Source organism: Dokdonia sp. (assembly GCF_039945015.1).
Taxonomy (GTDB): Bacteria; Bacteroidota; Bacteroidia; order Flavobacteriales; family Flavobacteriaceae; genus Dokdonia.
This window is the reverse complement of record NZ_JBDUXP010000002.1, coordinates 315,695-334,049: the sequence shown is the minus strand read 5'-3', so window position 1 is coordinate 334,049 and position 18,355 is coordinate 315,695. Positions and strand designations below refer to the sequence as shown.

Sequence of the window (18,355 nt, the reverse complement as noted above, 5' to 3'; positions counted from 1 at the left end):
TACAAATAGTTACTTATTGACCATCTCTGATAAAAGAGTTTTAGCAATGGTTCATCTTGAATTCTGCTATGTCTAACATACATCGCCTTTTTCATTTTGAAGCGTTTTTGTTAGCTCGCTCAAAGAGTAAAGAAGCAAAAGACTGTACGCCATATTTTATGGTGGTTTCATCTACAGCAAAGTTGGCGGTGTGTGGCATTGAACTTATTCCTTTTTCAACATTAGATCCTCCTAAGAAAAAAAATACGCCTGGCACTTTTTGTTGATAGAATATAAAATCTTCACCAAAATATGGAACTTGTCCGTACAGAGGCATAAATATTTCTTTGTTATAAAAACTAGAAATTGTTTGTGTTGCAATTTTTGTTAGTTCAGGATCATTTATTGGAGTTCCTGAATAATCCTTTGAATAGTCAATAGAGATAAAAGAATCTTTAAATGTTGAAGAAAGGATTTGTTTTTTTATTTCAAGAGGTATATTATTTACTTTTTTCAAATCTGTTTCAAGAAAACTAGCATTATAAAAAGTAACACCCTTCTCTGTGCGAAGTCTTGCTCCTTGTAAAATAAAGTAATCCTTAAAAATTGTTTCTTTGCTTGTCAATCCTATTGTCGGATCTGTAATCTTATTGATGATGTCCCATGGTGAGCCATTCTGTTCAATATTACGAACAAAACCTTTTAATAGCGTGTTCAAAAAGTTTTCTAACTCTTTTTTATTGACATTAGGTTTAAATTTTATAGCAAGTGTTTTCTGGTATGCAAATAACTCATTAGCCTTCACGTTAATCATTCCGGATGCTTCTGGGCCAATATGTAATCCATAAACTTCATCTGGCTTAATAATTTCGAAAAGACCATCTTCAATCATATCTTTTGCGCCTGTAAAGGTCTCTTCTGCTGGTTGGAAAATGAAATAAACAGTACCTTCTAAGTTTTCTTTTTGTTGCGATAAAACATTTGCAATTCCTAGTGCTATTGTAGTATGAACATCGTGGCCACAGATGTGTCTCACTCCTTCATTTTTAGATTTAAAACTGACAACATCTGGATCATCAGTTTTTATAGCATCCATATCTGCTCTCCAAGCAATTTTTCGACCTTTTTTGCCTCCTTCTAGAATTCCAACGACACCGTTTCCTCCAACATTCGTTTTAACTTCTAATCCTAAATTTCTTAAATACTCAGCAACAACTTTGGAAGTTCTTTTTTCTTGTTTAGATATTTCAGGATTCATATGTAAATCCCTTCTAATATTAACTAAGCTATTATAGATGATATCTGTTTGTTTTTCTATTTGTTGATAGATACTAGTGTTTTTATCTGATTGGGCAGAAAGTATTCCAGTAAATACTAAAAAGAGTATGGCTATAAGTTGTATTTTCATGATATAATTTTGTTAGTTATTATACCACAAAGATTGACTTATTTTGTTGCTAGGAGTAACGTTTTTTGTTGAAGTATCGTATTTGACATTTGAAATGTAACAAGAACATTATTTGTTCATCCAGTCCTTAAAATCACTGGTCTTTTGTCTGCTTACAATAAACTCCTGATCTCTAGGATTTGTTATTTGTAACTTCACACGATGGTTAAAATAAGGGGCTATTTTCTCTATAGAATTTTTAGCGACAATTTGCCCTCGATTAATTCTATAAAATATAGTATCATCTAACGAATCGAATAGTTGATCCATCGTCTCATCTATAATATATCGTTTGTTATGAGCAATTCCAAAAGTGATACTATCTTGAGAATATACATACAAAAGAGTTGATGTTTTTATTTGAACAAAACCACTCCCCTCTTTGACGAGTATTCCTGTACGCTTTTTAGACCCTTGTATACTTTGAAGAAGACTTTTTAAAAGTTCAGAACCTATTGGAGGTATTGTTGTATTAGATTTTTCAAATTTGTTTAATGCTGTATCTAATTCGTCTTGTTGAATTGGTTTTAGTAAGTAATCTACACTATTTACTTTAAAGGCTTGAATAGCATACTCATCAAAAGCTGTTGTAAAGATAATAGGTGCAACAACTTCGATTTTCTGAAATATTTCAAAACTCAACCCATCTGCTAATTGGATATCCATAAAAACTAAATCTGGCGCAATATTTTCTTTAAACCATACTACAGCATCTTCAACAGTATCAATAATGTCTAATAACTTAAAGTTAAAAGTACTTTTAACTAATAAATTTTGTAATTGACTCGCTGCACGCGGTTCATCTTCAATGATTAGTATTTCCATAATCTTTCTTTTGATCAGATAGTTTTAATAAAGGTAAAGACACCGTAAATCGATTTTCATCATTTGTAATTTCTGGTAATTTGTGAGTAATTAAAGCATATCGCTGTTCAATATTTTTTAATCCAATTTTTGTAGATGGTATTTGAGTTGATTTTGCTTGAATTTTATTACTCACTATTAATTGGCTATCCTTAGTTTCTAGATGTATGGTTAAAGGCTTAGCTCTAGAAACGATATTGTGTTTTATTGCATTCTCTAGTAAAAGCTGTAAACTCATAGGTACTATCATAGATGTCAATGCGTGCTCCGAAATATTCCAATTCACCTTCAGGTTATCTCCAAACCTTTCGGATTGAATATGGATATAGGCTTTCGCAAATTTCAACTCTTCTCGAAGCGAAATTAAATTCGTACTATCAGATTCTAATATAAAGCGATATACACCTGATAGATTATCAACAAATGCCTTTGCTTCATCTTTAGAGTTTTGGTCAATAATATCTCGTAAGGTATTTAGACTATTGAATAAAAAATGTGGTTGCGCTTGATTTCGTAAGGTATCTAACTGCGCTTGAATCATGACTTGCTTGGTCTGTTCTTCTTCTCTAATTGATTTTTTAAGTCTAACATTATAATAAATTGCTTCATATATAGCCATTATCATAATAACGATCAAAATAACAGGCAAAAGAATCTTCAATATGACCATATGTGAAGAGTTGTAGCCCAAAAAAGTGAACGTTTTTGCAAGTAAAAAACCTACTGTAAAATCAATAATAAATATCACAATAATAATTGCGAAAAGAAGAAAAATAATACGCTTAATATCATCTTTAAAACTGGGGTATTTTTTTCGTAAAAAAATCAAAATAAATCGTATAATAAACCAATCACAGATTGTAGGAATCAATGCAGCAACCCAACCTAAAAGTAGTAGATCTAAAGATTCTCTTTCTGATAAATTATTAAATAAATAGTTTGCTATAATACTTAGAATAAGAATACCTATTATAGAAAACCAAAGATCATTAAATCCTAAATACTGGATACGTTTTTTTTTATTAAATAGTACCATAAATAACAAGCTTATTAGCAGTATACATTGTGTATCTTAATAGAAGATAGCAAATATATTTTTGATAAAAACAATATGATTTCATATTATTTTGAATCGTCGTAATATGTCTCTGAATTGTTATAATTTTGGATATAATAACATTTTATATAAATTACACTATTCTCCTATTATTGTTTTGGAAAAAGAATATTTCATTACATAAATTGATTATAAGTCTTATAATTACGCTTTCGCGAAAGCGTATACAACACCTTTATTTATACTATTTAAAGTTTAAAATATGTAGTAGAAGAAAATCTATTGAAGATAATTGTAACAAAGTTGCAAATTTGTTAACTAAGTATACATACAACATTTTAATACAATTAATTCTAAGAAATACTATGAAAAAAATAGCCATCCTATTATTATTTATTATATCCATTCTTCCAACCTTAGCTCAAGAAACAACTAGTAATACAAACCCGAAGAATAATACAAGACAAGGATTTGGAACACACTCATCTTTTGATGCAGGACTTGGCTTTGTTAACCCAAAATTTAAGACTGATGGCTCTGCATATTTTTTTGAAGATTGGAATACAGAAGGTGTCATTTACACAAAAAAGAATGGAAGTTTTAAAATTAAAAAAGTAAATATAAATCTGTACGATAATAAACTTGAAGCCATTTATGATGAAAATTCTGTTTTCACATTCGATAGTAATAACTTGATGAAAATAGTAATTAATAAAAAAGCTTTTCGAATATTTGAAATCGATGGTGAATTAAAGATTTTCGAACAGATTTTTAGAAATGGATTTTCAGTATATAAACATTATAGTGTACTCTATTCAGAAGCATCTGTAAACCCTATGCTTAATAGAAGTACAAATAAATATATTAAGAAGGAACTATATTACTTATATCGCGAAAATAAATTAACCAAGATGAAACTGTCTAAAAAGTCTTTCTCTAGGCTTTTTGAATCTGATAAAGTAAACTCAAAATCTATTGTTGAGTATATAGAAAAAAGTAAATTATCTTTAAAGAAAGAAAATGACTTAATTAAAATTTTGAATTTTATAATTAGGTAACTCCTCTAGATAAAAGATTAAGTGTAGGAAGTATATGCTTTAAAAAAGCAAAAAAATAGTCTCTCTATTAATTTGTTTTTTATACGTATTTTATTTCCAACCCAGTGGATAATTGAATACTAAAACAACTAGTTCACCTGCTTACAATGTTTTCATAAACACTATTATTTATGAATCATTCTGCCTATATCAAACTTATTTGATGTGTATTTGCAATCTGAATCGTAAAATATCCATGTACTCATGGCGCATACATAATTTGCAAAAGCTCTTTGTAGCATTGTATGTAACGTTGATTTCTTATTTACCTGTGTATTACAAGTATAATTTATAATATATGTTTTCATAATAATGATCAAAAATTGTTAGAATCTATACTTTTATTTAAATAAAGACTTTATTCCATTTTCTAGTTCAAAAACTGCTCTTACTTCTTTAAGATCTAATGGCCTATCAAAAATGGCTAGCTCATCCATCATACCAATATATCCCAAGCCTAGCATGATTTTTCCATTTTTTGCTTCCCATGTAAAAGGATCGTTTGCATCTTTTATAATACCTCTGGATGTACCATTTAGATATAATTTAAATACAGATTTTGTTGTGTTTACTTTAGAAAAAGTAATGACAATATGTGTCCATTTCTCTTTTTCAAAAGGTGGTTGATTTACGGTAACAGTACGTTTTATCCACTTAGCTTCATCGTTTTTATTTTCTGGATTCCAAACATTTAAATCTCCTAGAGCTCCGAATCTAAACTTTCTAGGGTCATGATCTGTGAAATCTACCCATAAAGCCGCATCATTGTACCTAACATCTGTAATACATATTGGGTCGCAATAGCCAGGCGCCAAGTCTTTGTTGGGATCTAATCGCAACCAAAATGATATAGTACCGCTCCAAGATTCTGAATGATATCCCAAATTTTTATACCCTTTATAAAAAATGGCAGAAGTGTTTGCTTTTCTAAAATGAAGTGCATCCCCTGTAAGACCTTTATTTTTAGCTAAAACAACATTCGCACTATGTAAGCCAGGTTTGGCACTATCTACTTTTTTATAGTTTTCAGCAGTATAAATCATAGAATCACCTACAGATATATCTGCAGATAGTTTTCCGTCAAAAGAACTATAAAAAAGCACATGGTCTTTTAATGGTTTATTTTGCGAAAAAGAAATAGTTGTCATTAGTAGAAAGAATACGCTAGCTATAGCTACATGCATCGGTGTTTTCATGATTTTTTGATTAAAGATTAATAGTCATAGGATGAGCTTTACTAATTGATACTCCATTCCATAGCTGTGTGTGCATGAATTTTTCCTGTATCAAATATCGGAATGGATATATCTGATTCTGAAATTAGAATAGGTAATTCTGTACAACCTAGAATAACTCCTTGTGCCCCTTGATTTTGTAGTTCGTTTATAATTTCAATGATTTTATGCTTTGAAGAATTTGTGAATTGCCCTTTAACTAATTCGTTATAAATGATAGCATGAACTACGTGTCTATCATTTGTATCGGGAATTAAAATATTGAGATCAAAATCATGCATCAGTGTTTTTGTATAAAAATCTTTTTCCATGGTGAATTTCGTACCTAATAATGCTACTTTCTTTAGATCAGATTTCTTAATAGATTCACCAGTAGTCGTAGCAATATGCATAAATGGAATACTCACATTTTCAGTGATATAATGACTTACTAAATGTATAGTGTTTGTACAAAGTAAAATGATATCTGCTCCAGCTCTTTCTAACTGTATAGCTGCTTGTTTCATAAGCTCTCCGATAGCTTCCCAATCGCCTTTAAAAGTGAATCGTTCTATGTCTGCAAAATCAACAGATACCATAATACACTTTGCAGAATGCGAACCTCCCAATATGTCTTTTGCTTTGGTATTTAAAAACTCATAATACAGTTTTGATGATTCCCAACTCATCCCTCCTATCAATCCTATTGTCTTCATAATCAATTTTTGTTTCACAAAACTATCAAGAATAACAAGGCATCTATAGTTCAGAAATTGAGATAAATAAAATGATAGCTGAAATAATTTCAACTATAATGTATAACCAACTATTCTATCTTTGTACTTATGGAACTCAAATATTTCAGATTGATAAAAACAATTGCAGAAGAAGGTAGTATTGCAAATGCTACAGAGCATCTGTTTTTAACTCAGTCGGCTCTAAGTCATCAATTGCGTGAGTTAGAAGAACGTTTAGGCTTTAAAGTCTTTCATAGATCAAGAAATAAATGGGAATTAACCCAAGAAGGCTCCGAATTATATAAATTGGCAAACAAGCTATTCAATTCAATCGATGAAGGTTTTAGCAACATAAAACACATCATAGAAGGTTCAAAGGGTTCTATTAAATTGAGTGCAGAATGTCAATCATTTTTTCATACCATTCCTGGGTTTATTCAAAAAATGGGAATACTTTATCCAGAAATTGATATTGATTTAACCTTGGGGACTACGCATCAAACGATCTCACAAGTAGTTTCTAATGAAATTGATATTACTATCGTAACCTCAAAACCTGCTTCTGAAGAATTGGAAAGTATAAAAGTATTTGAAGATGAGATTTTTGCAATTATGCATAAAGAAAATCCACTCAATAGCTTACACCATTTGGAAGCAAGTCATTTTTTAGACATACATCTATTGATAAACTCTTTCCCTTTGGAAGGCGTATCTGTGTATGAACATTTCTTAAAACCTAATAAAATCAATCCTAAAAAGATTTCTGCTATTCCTTTTACCGAGATTACATTATCGATGATTGAAGCAAATATGGGTGTTATGTGCGCTCCAAAATGGCAATTAACGCCTTTTAAATTGTCAAAAGAGTTGATCTTTAAACGTATTGGTAAAAATGGGTTCAAACGAAATCATTACTTAGTTGTAAAAAAGGAACATAGAAATAAAAAATATATACACGATTTTATATCTAGTTTTGAAGAAGATTTTTTAGAAATATAATGCTATCCCACTCACCGTAGGCTTCCTTCATACTGACGTTGTTATTTTAGGGTGTTACCCTTCGGGTCGGGCTATCACTCATACTCCTCGCTCCGCTGCGGGGTATCCGTTCTATCCCTAACACGTGTTTTATAATGTTACTTTTATATAGGTAGTAACATTATAAAGTATATCAGACTCATAAATCAACAGGTTTTACTTTATGAATAACTTCTGTGCTCACCCAATAAAAGTTTGATAAACCTCCTTCTTCGTTATATCTGCCAAAAAATAAATAATTACCATCTGGAGTGATACTCGGGCATGTTTCAGCAAAATTAGAATTTACTTCACTTCCAAGGTTAATGGGTTTTGACCATCCACCGTCTTTCTTTCTAAAATAAACATATATATCGCTTTTTCTTTGATCATCTTCTTTGTTTCTAGCGTTTACTACTATATAATCTTGAGATGGAGAAATAAAACCGTGAAAGCCTCCCGCTCCAACTTCGTGTACTTCCGGATATCTGTCATTTTTTTTAGGCGCGTAATACATTTTTCGTTTTGACATATTTGTATAAAAAAGATCTCCGTTTTTTGCTTCATTCGAATAAAAAACAAAATCATCATTTATAGGCGAATCAAGCTGTTTTGCATCGCTCCAGGAATTCCCTAAACGCTTCACATACCAAGTTTTAACTGATTCTTTATGGTGAGGCAAAGTAAAAGAATCATGAGCTGCAAAATGAATTATTGTACCATTAGGGTTTACAAATGGATGCATTTCACCTACTTTTTTTCCTTTTGTGAAATTTACTTTTTTAGGATTTGTCCACTTTTTATCTTTGAGTTTTGAAAAAAATATACTTGGCTCTTGGTCTTCATAATTAGCTCCAAAATATAATTCTTTTAAATCAGGAGAAAATGAAATACCATGTTCATATCTTCCATATATAGAAATAACTCCCGGAGCAAATAATTCAGGAATTATACCTGGTGGATTTTGCCCAAAATACAGGTTTTCAATTGTGGATACATCACTCGCTTTAGAGGATTGTTTTTTTGTGTTGCAAGCATTTACAATTAGGCAGGATATAAGTATTAAAGCTAAATAAGTCTTTTTCATGATGTTTAATTCTTATTGTTTTCACCCTTTTCTTTAAGCAAATTAGCTAACCAAGCGATACTTTGTACAGCAATCATTGGGAAAGCGGTTTGATGATCACCTTCAATTACTTTCTTTTGTATGGACACACTTAAATCTGTTCTATTATCCAGTAAATTAATAAAATCGTCAGTAGATTCGGTCTTCTCTTTTTCTAATGTGCCATAGGCGATAAATACGTTAGCATTTGATGTATTGTTTTTATTTGACTCGAAAGCTCCGAGTTTAGTATTAATCTCAGAAAGGTAGGGAACTAGGCCTTTGCTCAATGGACTACCAAGAATGTAATTATCAAAAGTATCAGGTTGAGTCAGTAATATATAAGCCCCAAATGCACCGCTTAGTGAGTAACCAAAATAGGTCCGACTGTCTGGATCAGTGCGATAGTTGTTATCTACATATTGAATAACATCGTTGCTAATAAATGCCAAGTGATTTTCAGCTTGGCCAAATTTCAGTTTGGGATGATTAGGGTTGGCTTTTTTCCAGAATGAATAATCAGTAAATCGGCTAGCGTGAGCCCCATATTGTTGCATTAAATCTTCTGCAATGTCCTTCTGCCAGGAAATTCCGACTAGAATAACGTCTTCTATGATGTATTCTGTAGCACTAGAGATTATTTCAACATGCCACATTGCATCTGTATAGTAAATCACCGGATATTGAATGTCGTTATTTTCTGAATATCCTTCTGGTAATTTCACATATAATTCATATTGTCTATCAGCTTTAGTATCCTTTATGGGGATCACGGCTATCTTAGGCAACTCTAAATATGACTTTTCAATATTTTCTTGAGCAAAAACAATGTTAAACGATATAACACATAGTAATAGTAATAATTTTGTTGTTTTCATTATTGTAATTTATTTTGCGATTATTGTATTAAATACTACTCTTTAGGTTATATATTAAGTATACGCTTTCGCGAAAGCGTATAAAGCATCTTTACTCTTAGATGAATAGTTTAGAAATATAAGGAGCTGTCTATAATCCATGACTGAGTTATATAAGTTGTATCCATTTGTTTTTAATATTTATTGTTTGGACCTAAGTGTTTCAATAATCTTTGCATCCACCCACATTCTATTATAATCAGGAGGGTCACAACGGGGGCAATAAGAAAGGTATTTACCGTCTGGCGTTACGTATCCTCCACCGTCCTCGCCATCGGTGTTTATAGTATCCCCAAAGTTTATGGCGGCACCCCAGGAGCCATCTGATTGTCTAAAACTGATATACATATCACTATCTCCATAACCACCTTCGCGTTCACTATCCCAAATAATGTAAGACTCATCTGGAGCGATAAATGGGTGAGCAGTCCAAGTACCAGTATTTATTTCTTTACCAAAGGGTTTCGGTGCTTCACGTTTGCCGTTTACTAGTCGTGAATATCGAAGAACACCATTTCCATTTGTACCCCTTTCGTCAAAAACCAAGGTTCCTTTTAATGAAGCCGTAAGTCGCATGATACCAATGTCTTCAAACATGGAACCAAGGCTTTTTATCTTAGACCAACCAGAGTCGGTACGTTCTATATATTTATCTTTCGAGTACAAAATACTATCACCTGCAGAATAAAAATCATATTTCTTCCAGACACGATTTTCTTTACGGAAGACGGTAACAGAGGGGTCAAGGGGTGCGTCACCAGCAGAGGTGGTGAAGTAAAATTCTTTCATGTCTGGAGTAAACACACCTCCTAGCTTCCAGCCCTCTGTGGAGAGGATACCTCGCACTAATGGTTCTGACTTTAAGCCCGGCGGCTTTTGTCCAAAATAGGTATTTTCTTTAGTTGGTGAATCACTGTCTTTTGTTTTCTGTTCTTTAGTAGTGCAAGCATTTAAAAACAGCGACAATGCAGGTATTAAAATAAAATACGTTTTTCTCATTATTTAAATTTTTATAAATGTTTATTAGTACCTAGATATTTGATGTATTGTATATTTTCTAGGCTATTTTATTCAAGATCAAACAATCCGGATTTGGAAAGTTGTCGAGAAATGACATCAAGTTGATTCCTTTGACGATCAATATTGGCAGTCCCGAAAAATGCAATAACCAAATCTTTAGAAGGAGATATGTAAAGACCTTGTCCTCCATGTGCGCCTTTATAAAAATCGCCATCATCATATACGTCCCATTGATAACTGCTATATTTCATGTCTTCTACATCTCGTGACCTTTTGAGATTTTTATTTACATCTTGGATTTTAAATAAGTGTGCATCAGAAATTATTGAATTATCACTTTTTTTGCCACTAGGAGTAAAAGCTAGACCAAATTTAGCAAGATCTCGAAGTGTTGTTGACATGCCATCAGCATGAGAAACAGAGGTCCCATTAGTATTAATTCCTAAAAGAGCACTATATTCTGACCCTATCTTTTTCCATATTTCCTGTTCCACAAAATCTCGAAAGGTAAGACCACTAATTTTCTCAACTAGTAAGGTTAATACTGCAGCATCAGCATTCGAAAATTGGTGTTCCGTTCCTGACGATTTAACAGATTTTAAAGTAGCTAAACCTTTTATTGGGTCAATATTTAATTCATAAGTATCTACTAAAGGCCACTCAATTCCTGAGCTCATGTTAAGAATATCTATTACTGGTACACCTTCCCAACCTGAGCCTCTAAAATCATCAAAATAATGATCAATTGGTTTGCTAGTGTCTATTAAACCTCTATTCTCCAAAATAGCAATTGATGTACTAACAAACACTTGGGTTATTATCATATTAATATGCAAATCGGTTGGGAACATTCTCGGATAGCCTTCAAAGACGATTTTGCCTTTATGAATTATAATTAACCCATTAACTTCTACTTGTTGAACATAGTCGTTTAATGATAGTCCACCTCCTTTTTTTAAATCTGCTGGAGTTATAAAATGTTTCACATCATCTCTCGGCATTTCTTCAAGAATTCTTGGTATATCTGACTTAAGTATGCGTGAGTGATTCTTTATTTCGGAGAAATTTAGGTAAAAATATCGCTCCGTATCACCATATACGGTCCAATTACCACCTTCGTACATATGTTTATGGAATGCATACATTTCTTCTTTTGTAAATCCAGAATAATTATACGTTTCATATTTTGGAGATGTAGTGTTTAAGATGTTAGCGTCCTTTTTTGGTTCGTTTTTACAGGCAAGTAAAAGAAATATAGTTAAGAGAACCAGGATAATATTTTTCATATTTATAACTTTTTTAAATGAGTTATTATTTACTATTTCTAAAAGTTCCTTTCACTCATTTTTATGTAATTCCTTGAGTTTATGCTTTGCATTGTTATTTTGAGGATTTAATTCAAGTGATTTTGAGTAATTCAAAATTGCCAGATCAGTTTCCCCTATTTCTTCACAGGCTTTTGCATAACTGTCGTATACTTTAAAACTATTTGGATAGAGCATCATATTCACTTTGAACGTATTTTGTGCTAATTTCAATCTATTCTCGTGGTAAAAACTATCACCAAGATCATTTAAGTAGTCTTCAGTAACTGTAGGATAGGTTGTGTCATGTTCTTTTCTGGTTTTATATGCATTAAGTGCTTTTTCAAAGTCACCTTCAAGAAGAAATTCTACGGGTTCTTTTTTATCAGTATCCATCTTGACAAAAATTGAAGTTATTGTTCCATCGTTGCTATTTGTATAATGTAAATTGAGCGTTTTGTTTTCAGAATTTGGCATGAATTGCATAAGTCGAGTATAATTTCTTCTCACAAAACTATTATCCGAGACTTTGACTAGTTCTTCAGGTTTTATGTTAAGTATATTTTTATAGAACAATTGATTGTCCTTTTGAAAAATTTTTATAATCCTGCCATTAGCTATATACCTACCTTTAATTTTATCGATTAAAGACTGTTCAATTTCTATTTTTTCATATACAGGAACAAAGCCATCCCAATCATACGCCAAAGCTACAGAGCGAATCACTTCAGCATTGAATTGTGGGAAATTGGAATTAGTGAACACTACCACACCATAACCTTTGTCTCTATGAGCCATAATCTCAGCATAAAAACCTTCGTTCCACCCATGATACCTTAAGTAGATTTCATTGTTTCTATTTTGAAGTTGAAACCCTAATCCGTGTGAAGCTGAGCTAGCTGGCCAACCAGAATTCTGAGCCCCAAATCGTGTGCCCATTAATTCTGTTAGATCTTTTGATAATCCTTTAGTATGCTTACCTTTTATGGTTTGCTGTATGTTGGTTATAAATTTTGCATAGTCTTCTGCAGTTGCCCATAATCCAAATGCAGCCATTGAAGGATATATATTTCTTCTACCTTTTACCATTGAACCATCTCGTAAATAACCTGTTGCTGCCTTCGTTAATTGCGCTGTTGTTAGCGATTGATTAAACGTACTATTGTTCATTTCTAAGGGTTGTAGCACGAGTTCATGCATGATCTCTGGAAATGTTTTCCCCTCACCCTCAACATCGAGCATCATTTGTTGAATAGGCATATAGTGTTCATATTCAAAACGAACACTTTCACCAGGTTCTTTATTTACGGTGATTGGCTCGTTTTTAGCAGGATAAATTCCGTTTAGTATCTCTACTAGTGTTGGAGTTTTTTCATTTATACTATAGTTATGCCCTCCTATTATACGAGGATATATTCCTGAAGAATGATTTAAAAGATTTCTTATGGTTACTTTCTCTTCTTTCGTGAATTCATTTTCTGGCAATTTCCAAGACTTTAAGTAGCTGTTAATGTTTTCATCTAATGTTACTTTGTCTTGTTCTACAAGACATAATGCACCATAGGCTGTTACAGGAATACTCAGTGCTCCTGCTTGGAAAAGTGTTTGTGTAGTTACTGGGGTTTGACTTTCTTTATCGACAACTCCATACCCCTTTGTCCACGCAATTTCACCATTATGTATGACAGCAATACTCACACCTGGAATTCCATAGTGCTTCATACGTTCTTCTATAGACCATGTTGAATCCCCTTCTATGTATACCGGAGTTGTGAGACCAGTTTCTACCTTTTTAATTAAATTGGTTGTAGTAACAGCTTTTTGGGCAAAAACGGTGTTAATCGATATAACACATATCAAAATTATCCATTTCATTATTTTCATTTTTCACTAATTTGCATTTACAGTATATAATTCCACCTACCAGTTGGCTCGTTCACTAAAAAGGTCTACTAGGCCTTTTTCAATACGTTCGCCCTATTTGGGTCTAAGATTCTCAATAATCTTTGCATCTACCCAATAGATATCCACATTCATAATGTCATTATTACTGTCGTCATCTATGAGTCTGTTGAAGAGTATGTACTTGCCGTCTGAAGTAACGCTCGCATACGCTTCCCATTTATCAGAATTGACCGAATCGCCCATATTGATGGCAGGACCCCATGAGCCATCCTTTTGACGAAAACTAATGTAGAGATCAGAATCCCCATAGCCTCCTTCCCTTTCGCTATCCCAAATCAGGTAACTTTCATCTGGGGCTATAAAGGGATGAGCTGTCCATTTTCCTGTGTTCACTATTGGACCCATCATTTTTGGCTCTTGACGTTTGCCGTCTTTAAGTGTTGAGATGCGGATTACATCACCACTTTTATAATCGTCAAAAACATAGGTGCCATTTGATGAGGCTGTCAGGCGCATAATACCCCAATTGTCCCGATTAAACATGGGGCCAAGGCTTTTGCGTTCAGACCAGCCATCATTCTTGCGGTCTTTGTAACCTTTGGCCATATACATGCGTGAACCATCGGGAGAGAACGATATTTCACCTTTACGCTTAAATTCAATGTATTTCTTCCAGACATTGTCTTGCTGTCGGAAGCCAATTACGGTGATGGGTGCGTCTTTTTTGCTTCGCGTAGTGAAGTAGAACTCTTTCATGTCTGGCGCAAACACGCCCTCAATCTCCCAACCTTCTTTGGAAATGATACCTGGAGCAAATGGTTCTGCGATCATGCCCGGTGGCTTTTGTCCCATGTAAGCTCCTTCTATGTATGGGAAGTCGAAATCGCTTTCTTTATTTTCTTGTGCAAAGCCACTATTTGTTAGTATAAGAAACATTAAAAAATGGAGCCCTATTTTGTTTTTCATAGTTTCTAGTATTTAACAGTTTTTAACCATGCAGCTTGCCAACCTCCTTGAGAAGTTATTTTTCTTAATGATGAACCATCTTTATTTATGATATAAACATTGCTTTTTTTATCTCCCTTATCCCCTTTTGTTTGAAAAATAATTTGAGAGCCATCAGGAGACCAAGACGGACCACCACTAGGAATTTTTGTCAATCGTTTTTGATTAGAACCATCGATGTTCATCACATAAATTTCTCTATTACCACTTTTGTCAGATGAAAAAGCGATTTGTTGACCGTCTGGTGAAACCTTTGGGTGCCACTCATTAGCATCATTATTTGTCACCTGAATGATGTTCTGGCCATCAACATCAGCAATATGTATATCACTCTCTTTATTTTTGAATTCTGCGGAAAAGACAATTCTTCCATCTGGTGTAAAAAAAGGATTCCCTCCTACTAATGATTTTATTTGCATCTCTTCGCTACCATCTGAATTCATAATCCAAATTTCATATTCCCAAATTTCTTCTGAATTTTTATATTCTCTTGCAAAGAGAATTTTCTTTCCATCAGCAGACCATGAAGGTGTACTATCCCATTTGTTTTTTGCATACGTTAGTCGTTTTTTATTGGTACCATCACTATTCATCGTATGAATAGACCATGTCTTTTTCCCATCATGATACGCATAAAAAGCAATGTGTTTTCCATCTGGGGACCAAGCTGGGTAACCATGATCGCCAGTGGTAAGCCTAACTTCTGATGTGCCTTCAATATCGGTAAGACAAATTCCTTTTGACCCATAGGCAATTGTATAAGAAACTGATTTAGATGTTTCACTATTCTGGCAATACGAATTAACAGATAGTAAAGTCAAAAAAATGGATATGGCTTTTATATATTTCATATTTTTAATTTAGACGTTCAAAAAATATTTTATTATTTTATAGTAATGGGAGTAACAACTAGACCATTTATCAGTGTTGATACACTTACTTCATGATTTACTCTTTTGGTCTGAGGTTTTCAATAACCTGAGCATCTACCCAATACGTTTTTCCTACCCAGTTAGTGCTTTCATCTTCTTTAACCTCCCAGTCTCCTCTCGAAAAGAAGAAATATTTCCCATCGTGTGTCACTCTTGGGCTACTTTCACTTGATGATGTGTTTATGATATCTCCCAGGTTAATTGCTGTTCCCCATGAACCATCTTTTTGTCTGAAACTAATATGACAGTCACTATCACCATATCCCCCTTCTCTTTCGGCATCCCACATCAAATAGGATTCATCTGGAGCAATGTAGGGGTGGGCAATCCATCTTCCTGTGTTAATTTCCTTACTCATTTTTACTGGATTTTCTCGTTTGCCATCTATGAGGCGTGAATAACGGATAGAACCATATCCTCTGCCTTTCTTTTCATTAAAACCAAAATAATAGGTTCCTTTAGATGAAAGCGAGATACCATGTGCCTGATCTTTTAAGAATTCCCCTTGATATTTAGGCTCCGACCAACCCGTATCTGTTCGTTTCCTATATTCCTTTCCACCATATATCATTTTGCCGTCCTCAGAAAATTGTGGCCATTTTATATCGGTTTCAGATTCGTTTCCCCAACGATTATTTTCGTATCGAATAACAAAAAATGTACGTTTTTCATATTTTCCATTTTTCCTAGAGAAATAGTACTCCTTCATATCTGGTGAAAACGTGCCACCTTCAAAATGCCCTTCTGGAGAAACAATGTCAGGAGCAAACATTACAGGAATTAAACCTGGTGGCTTTTCTCCAAAATAAGTAGTTTCTATAGTTGGCGAATTAGTGTTTTTTGATTTTTGATTTTTAGAATTACAAGCATTTAAAAACAGCGTTAGTATGAGTATCAAAATAAAATATGCGTGTTTCATTATTTTCAATTTGTTTTCATAGTTCTTTATCTAGTAAAGGATATATTTTTCTCATATGAATCCAATCTATATTATCTCAACTGCTCTATATAGTAATGAACGACTCTAAGTAGCCATTTGATAATGGTTATCTTGCATCCATAAAATTTGATCAAAATGAGCTTGAGATCGTTCTCCTATTTTCTATTCGTATCTATTTTGTTATTGATGACTGCTTGTTCTGAATCTCTTGTTTTTAAGGAATATAATACAGTAGCCAAAATAGGTGACCAAGAAGAGTGGGCTGCTAAAAATTGGAACGATGAAGATTGGGATAAAGCGAAACCTTTATTAGAAGATGGTCGAGTATTCTGGTCTAGAACTCCAATTGATATTTTAAAAACACCAGAGCCATTACATCCATATGCTATTCGGCCATATCTTTATGGAGAGTATGAAGTCTTTTGGGATGGGATTTTAATTGGAAAAAATGGAAATCCCGGGCAGGAAGCAATGCTTGGTCCTAAGGGTAAAATGCTAACTGCTTTTGTCATTCCTTCTCACTTAACTGAAGAAGGTGAACATCTTCTGGCCATACGATCGAGTCTTCATTATTTCCCAGATCATGTCGGTATGAAAGTGGATATTGCTTATTATGACGATTTATTAACAGATCGGCTTATAGAAACTTCCTATATGCACATTTTTGCAGGTGCTTTTTTAATCGCCTCTATCTATTTCCTTTTTCTATTTCTTGGAAATAAAAAAGAGTATCCCATGCTTATTTTTAGTATCAGTTGCTTTCTCTTTTTTATATTAAATCTTGCAGAATTCATCACAACGTATGTACCTATTCATTATAGTATGCATAAGATACGATTGGAAGTCATCGGGATTCTCATGTTTGGTATTTCTTTTTTGATTCCATTTTATTTTTCTATGCAGTTTCCGTACCCCAAACGAAAAATATTGTTATTTATTTACGCAGGAGTTCTATTGTTTATTTTCTTTATCAAACATGATTTATTTGATTTTACATCGCGTAACATGGCGTTAAGTATGTGGATGTTTTCTTTCGGTATTGTGCTCTTTGGCGTTTATAAAAAAATTAAAGGAGCTACCCTCGTATTAATAACATTGCTCCTATCCTTGCTTATAAATTTTGTCACTTCTTTTAACATAAGTCTTTTTGTAGGTTTTAGCCTTATTCTTCTTGGAATGTTCTATTTGCTTTCTCTTAGAATCAAAGAACAAAGACTTGCTTATGAAACTTCCCTGGTGCAATCCACACGTCTACGTCTAGAATTATTAAAAAAGAATATCCAACCACATTTTTTAATGAATACCTTGACCTCATTAATAGACTGGATAGAAGAATCACCAAAGAAAGGCGTTTTGTTTATAGAGGCCTTAGCTAAAGAATTTGATCTTTTTAATCAAATTGAAAATCAAACATTAATCTCTATTTCGCAAGAAATAGCGCTTTGCCGCTCACATCTAGAGATTATGGAGTATCGGAAAGAAATCAATTATTCTTGGCAAGATGAAGGTGTACATCTTGAAGAAAAAATACCTCCTGGAATTCTTCACACGTTATTGGAAAACGGGATCACACATAGTTTGCCACAAGAGGATAATAGTATTAAATTTAAATTGATTTTTAAATCGAATATTAATTATAAATGCTACACATTTTTAACATATGCTAATGTACTAGAAACAAAGAATAATAGTGAAGATGGTACAGGATTGAGATATGTCAAGGCTAGATTATCAGAAAGTTATCAGGAGCAATGGGATTTTACTTCTGAACCTGCAAAGCACGGTTGGAAAAATACCATAAAAATATACTCTTAA

Annotated in this window: 16 protein-coding genes; 3 read left to right on the top strand and 13 right to left on the bottom strand. The window is 33.0% G+C overall.

Translation table 11 applies throughout. From position 1 onward, the window contains the following. Positions 1-91: 91 nt before the first annotated feature. From ABJD27_RS01630 to ABJD27_RS01620, 3 genes are all read right to left on the bottom strand, one after another. A complete protein-coding gene (locus ABJD27_RS01630) occupies positions 92-1,387 on the bottom strand; it encodes an amidohydrolase (RefSeq protein ID WP_348173075.1) in 1,296 nt (431 codons plus the stop codon). Positions 1,388-1,495: 108 nt separating this feature from the next. Beyond that, complete coding sequence (locus tag ABJD27_RS01625) at positions 1,496-2,251, bottom strand: LytTR family DNA-binding domain-containing protein (RefSeq protein ID WP_348173078.1); 756 nt, start codon at positions 2,249-2,251, stop codon at positions 1,496-1,498. Beyond that, positions 2,232-3,326, bottom strand: coding sequence for a histidine kinase (locus ABJD27_RS01620; protein ID WP_348173082.1), 1,095 nt, complete (start codon positions 3,324-3,326; stop codon positions 2,232-2,234). Before ABJD27_RS01620 ends, ABJD27_RS01625 begins: the two co-directional genes overlap by 20 nt. A 386-nt stretch (positions 3,327-3,712) precedes the next feature. Between ABJD27_RS01620 and ABJD27_RS01615 the strand changes: the two genes are divergently transcribed. Then, positions 3,713-4,405: a hypothetical protein gene (locus ABJD27_RS01615; RefSeq protein ID WP_348173085.1), complete on the top strand. Its 693-nt coding sequence runs from the start codon at positions 3,713-3,715 to the stop codon at positions 4,403-4,405. A 380-nt stretch (positions 4,406-4,785) separates the two neighbouring features. Here ABJD27_RS01615 and ABJD27_RS01610 read toward each other — a convergent pair whose 3' ends face one another. Both ABJD27_RS01610 and ABJD27_RS01605 read right to left on the bottom strand, forming a co-directional pair. Then, positions 4,786-5,640 carry a LamG-like jellyroll fold domain-containing protein gene (locus tag ABJD27_RS01610; RefSeq protein ID WP_348173088.1) on the bottom strand — a complete coding sequence of 285 codons (855 nt, stop codon included), beginning with the start codon at positions 5,638-5,640 and terminating at the stop codon, positions 4,786-4,788. 41 nt (positions 5,641-5,681) lie between these two features. Further along, positions 5,682-6,374 (bottom strand): amino acid racemase, encoded by a 693-nt coding sequence (locus tag ABJD27_RS01605; protein ID WP_348173091.1) that lies wholly within the window; start codon positions 6,372-6,374, stop codon positions 5,682-5,684. Positions 6,375-6,503: 129 nt separating this feature from the next. Between ABJD27_RS01605 and ABJD27_RS01600 the strand changes: the two genes are divergently transcribed. Further along, on the top strand, positions 6,504-7,394 hold the full coding sequence (locus tag ABJD27_RS01600) for a LysR family transcriptional regulator (protein WP_348173094.1): 891 nt from the start codon (positions 6,504-6,506) through the stop codon (positions 7,392-7,394). A 178-nt stretch (positions 7,395-7,572) separates the two neighbouring features. On the opposite strand, the gene ABJD27_RS01595 is transcribed toward ABJD27_RS01600, so the two are convergent. From ABJD27_RS01595 to ABJD27_RS01560, 8 genes are all read right to left on the bottom strand, one after another. Continuing rightward, positions 7,573-8,499, bottom strand: a complete 927-nt coding sequence (locus ABJD27_RS01595; protein WP_348173097.1) for a hypothetical protein — start codon at positions 8,497-8,499, stop codon at positions 7,573-7,575. 5 nt (positions 8,500-8,504) lie between these two features. Next, the gene (locus ABJD27_RS01590) at positions 8,505-9,395 is read right to left on the bottom strand and encodes an alpha/beta hydrolase-fold protein (RefSeq protein ID WP_348173100.1); all 891 of its coding nucleotides are present in this window, start codon (positions 9,393-9,395) and stop codon (positions 8,505-8,507) included. Positions 9,396-9,575: 180 nt separating this feature from the next. Continuing rightward, on the bottom strand, positions 9,576-10,280 hold the full coding sequence (locus ABJD27_RS01585; RefSeq protein ID WP_348173103.1) for a hypothetical protein: 705 nt from the start codon (positions 10,278-10,280) through the stop codon (positions 9,576-9,578). A 221-nt stretch (positions 10,281-10,501) separates the two neighbouring features. Then, positions 10,502-11,740, bottom strand: a complete 1,239-nt coding sequence (locus ABJD27_RS01580) for a serine hydrolase (protein WP_348173106.1) — start codon at positions 11,738-11,740, stop codon at positions 10,502-10,504. Between the two features lie 51 nt (positions 11,741-11,791). After that, on the bottom strand, positions 11,792-13,633 hold the full coding sequence (locus tag ABJD27_RS01575; RefSeq protein WP_348173109.1) for a serine hydrolase domain-containing protein: 1,842 nt from the start codon (positions 13,631-13,633) through the stop codon (positions 11,792-11,794). A 102-nt stretch (positions 13,634-13,735) separates the two neighbouring features. Further along, positions 13,736-14,629, bottom strand: a complete 894-nt coding sequence (locus ABJD27_RS01570) for a hypothetical protein (protein WP_348173112.1) — start codon at positions 14,627-14,629, stop codon at positions 13,736-13,738. A 5-nt stretch (positions 14,630-14,634) separates the two neighbouring features. Beyond that, positions 14,635-15,519 (bottom strand): DUF5050 domain-containing protein, encoded by an 885-nt coding sequence (locus ABJD27_RS01565; RefSeq protein WP_348173115.1) that lies wholly within the window; start codon positions 15,517-15,519, stop codon positions 14,635-14,637. A gap of 97 nt (positions 15,520-15,616) precedes the next feature. After that, a complete protein-coding gene (locus ABJD27_RS01560) occupies positions 15,617-16,519 on the bottom strand; it encodes a hypothetical protein (RefSeq protein ID WP_348173118.1) in 903 nt (300 codons plus the stop codon). 156 nt (positions 16,520-16,675) lie between these two features. On the opposite strand from ABJD27_RS01560, the gene ABJD27_RS01555 reads away from it, so the two are divergent. After that, entirely contained in the window at positions 16,676-18,355 is a 1,680-nt protein-coding gene (locus ABJD27_RS01555; RefSeq protein ID WP_348201990.1) for a histidine kinase, read from the top strand.

Excerpts from the sequence above, each read along its gene's own strand:
- ABJD27_RS01610 (WP_348173088.1), bottom strand. The coding sequence starts at position 5,640 with ATGAAAACACCGATGCATGTAGCTATAGCTAGCGTATTCTTTCTACTA.
- ABJD27_RS01605 (WP_348173091.1), bottom strand. The coding sequence starts at position 6,374 with ATGAAGACAATAGGATTGATAGGAGGGATGAGTTGGGAATCATCAAAA.
- ABJD27_RS01560 (WP_348173118.1), bottom strand. The coding sequence starts at position 16,519 with ATGAAACACGCATATTTTATTTTGATACTCATACTAACGCTGTTTTTA.
- ABJD27_RS01600 (WP_348173094.1), top strand. The coding sequence starts at position 6,504 with ATGGAACTCAAATATTTCAGATTGATAAAAACAATTGCAGAAGAAGGT.
- ABJD27_RS01580 (WP_348173106.1), bottom strand. The coding sequence starts at position 11,740 with ATGAAAAATATTATCCTGGTTCTCTTAACTATATTTCTTTTACTTGCC.
- ABJD27_RS01620 (WP_348173082.1), bottom strand. The coding sequence starts at position 3,326 with ATGGTACTATTTAATAAAAAAAAACGTATCCAGTATTTAGGATTTAAT.
- ABJD27_RS01590 (WP_348173100.1), bottom strand. The coding sequence starts at position 9,395 with ATGAAAACAACAAAATTATTACTATTACTATGTGTTATATCGTTTAAC.
- ABJD27_RS01615 (WP_348173085.1), top strand. The coding sequence starts at position 3,713 with ATGAAAAAAATAGCCATCCTATTATTATTTATTATATCCATTCTTCCA.
- ABJD27_RS01565 (WP_348173115.1), bottom strand. The coding sequence starts at position 15,519 with ATGAAATATATAAAAGCCATATCCATTTTTTTGACTTTACTATCTGTT.
- ABJD27_RS01595 (WP_348173097.1), bottom strand. The coding sequence starts at position 8,499 with ATGAAAAAGACTTATTTAGCTTTAATACTTATATCCTGCCTAATTGTA.
- ABJD27_RS01575 (WP_348173109.1), bottom strand. The coding sequence starts at position 13,633 with ATGAAATGGATAATTTTGATATGTGTTATATCGATTAACACCGTTTTT.
- ABJD27_RS01625 (WP_348173078.1), bottom strand. The coding sequence starts at position 2,251 with ATGGAAATACTAATCATTGAAGATGAACCGCGTGCAGCGAGTCAATTA.
- ABJD27_RS01555 (WP_348201990.1), top strand. The coding sequence starts at position 16,676 with ATGAGCTTGAGATCGTTCTCCTATTTTCTATTCGTATCTATTTTGTTA.
- ABJD27_RS01570 (WP_348173112.1), bottom strand. The coding sequence starts at position 14,629 with ATGAAAAACAAAATAGGGCTCCATTTTTTAATGTTTCTTATACTAACA.
- ABJD27_RS01630 (WP_348173075.1), bottom strand. The coding sequence starts at position 1,387 with ATGAAAATACAACTTATAGCCATACTCTTTTTAGTATTTACTGGAATA.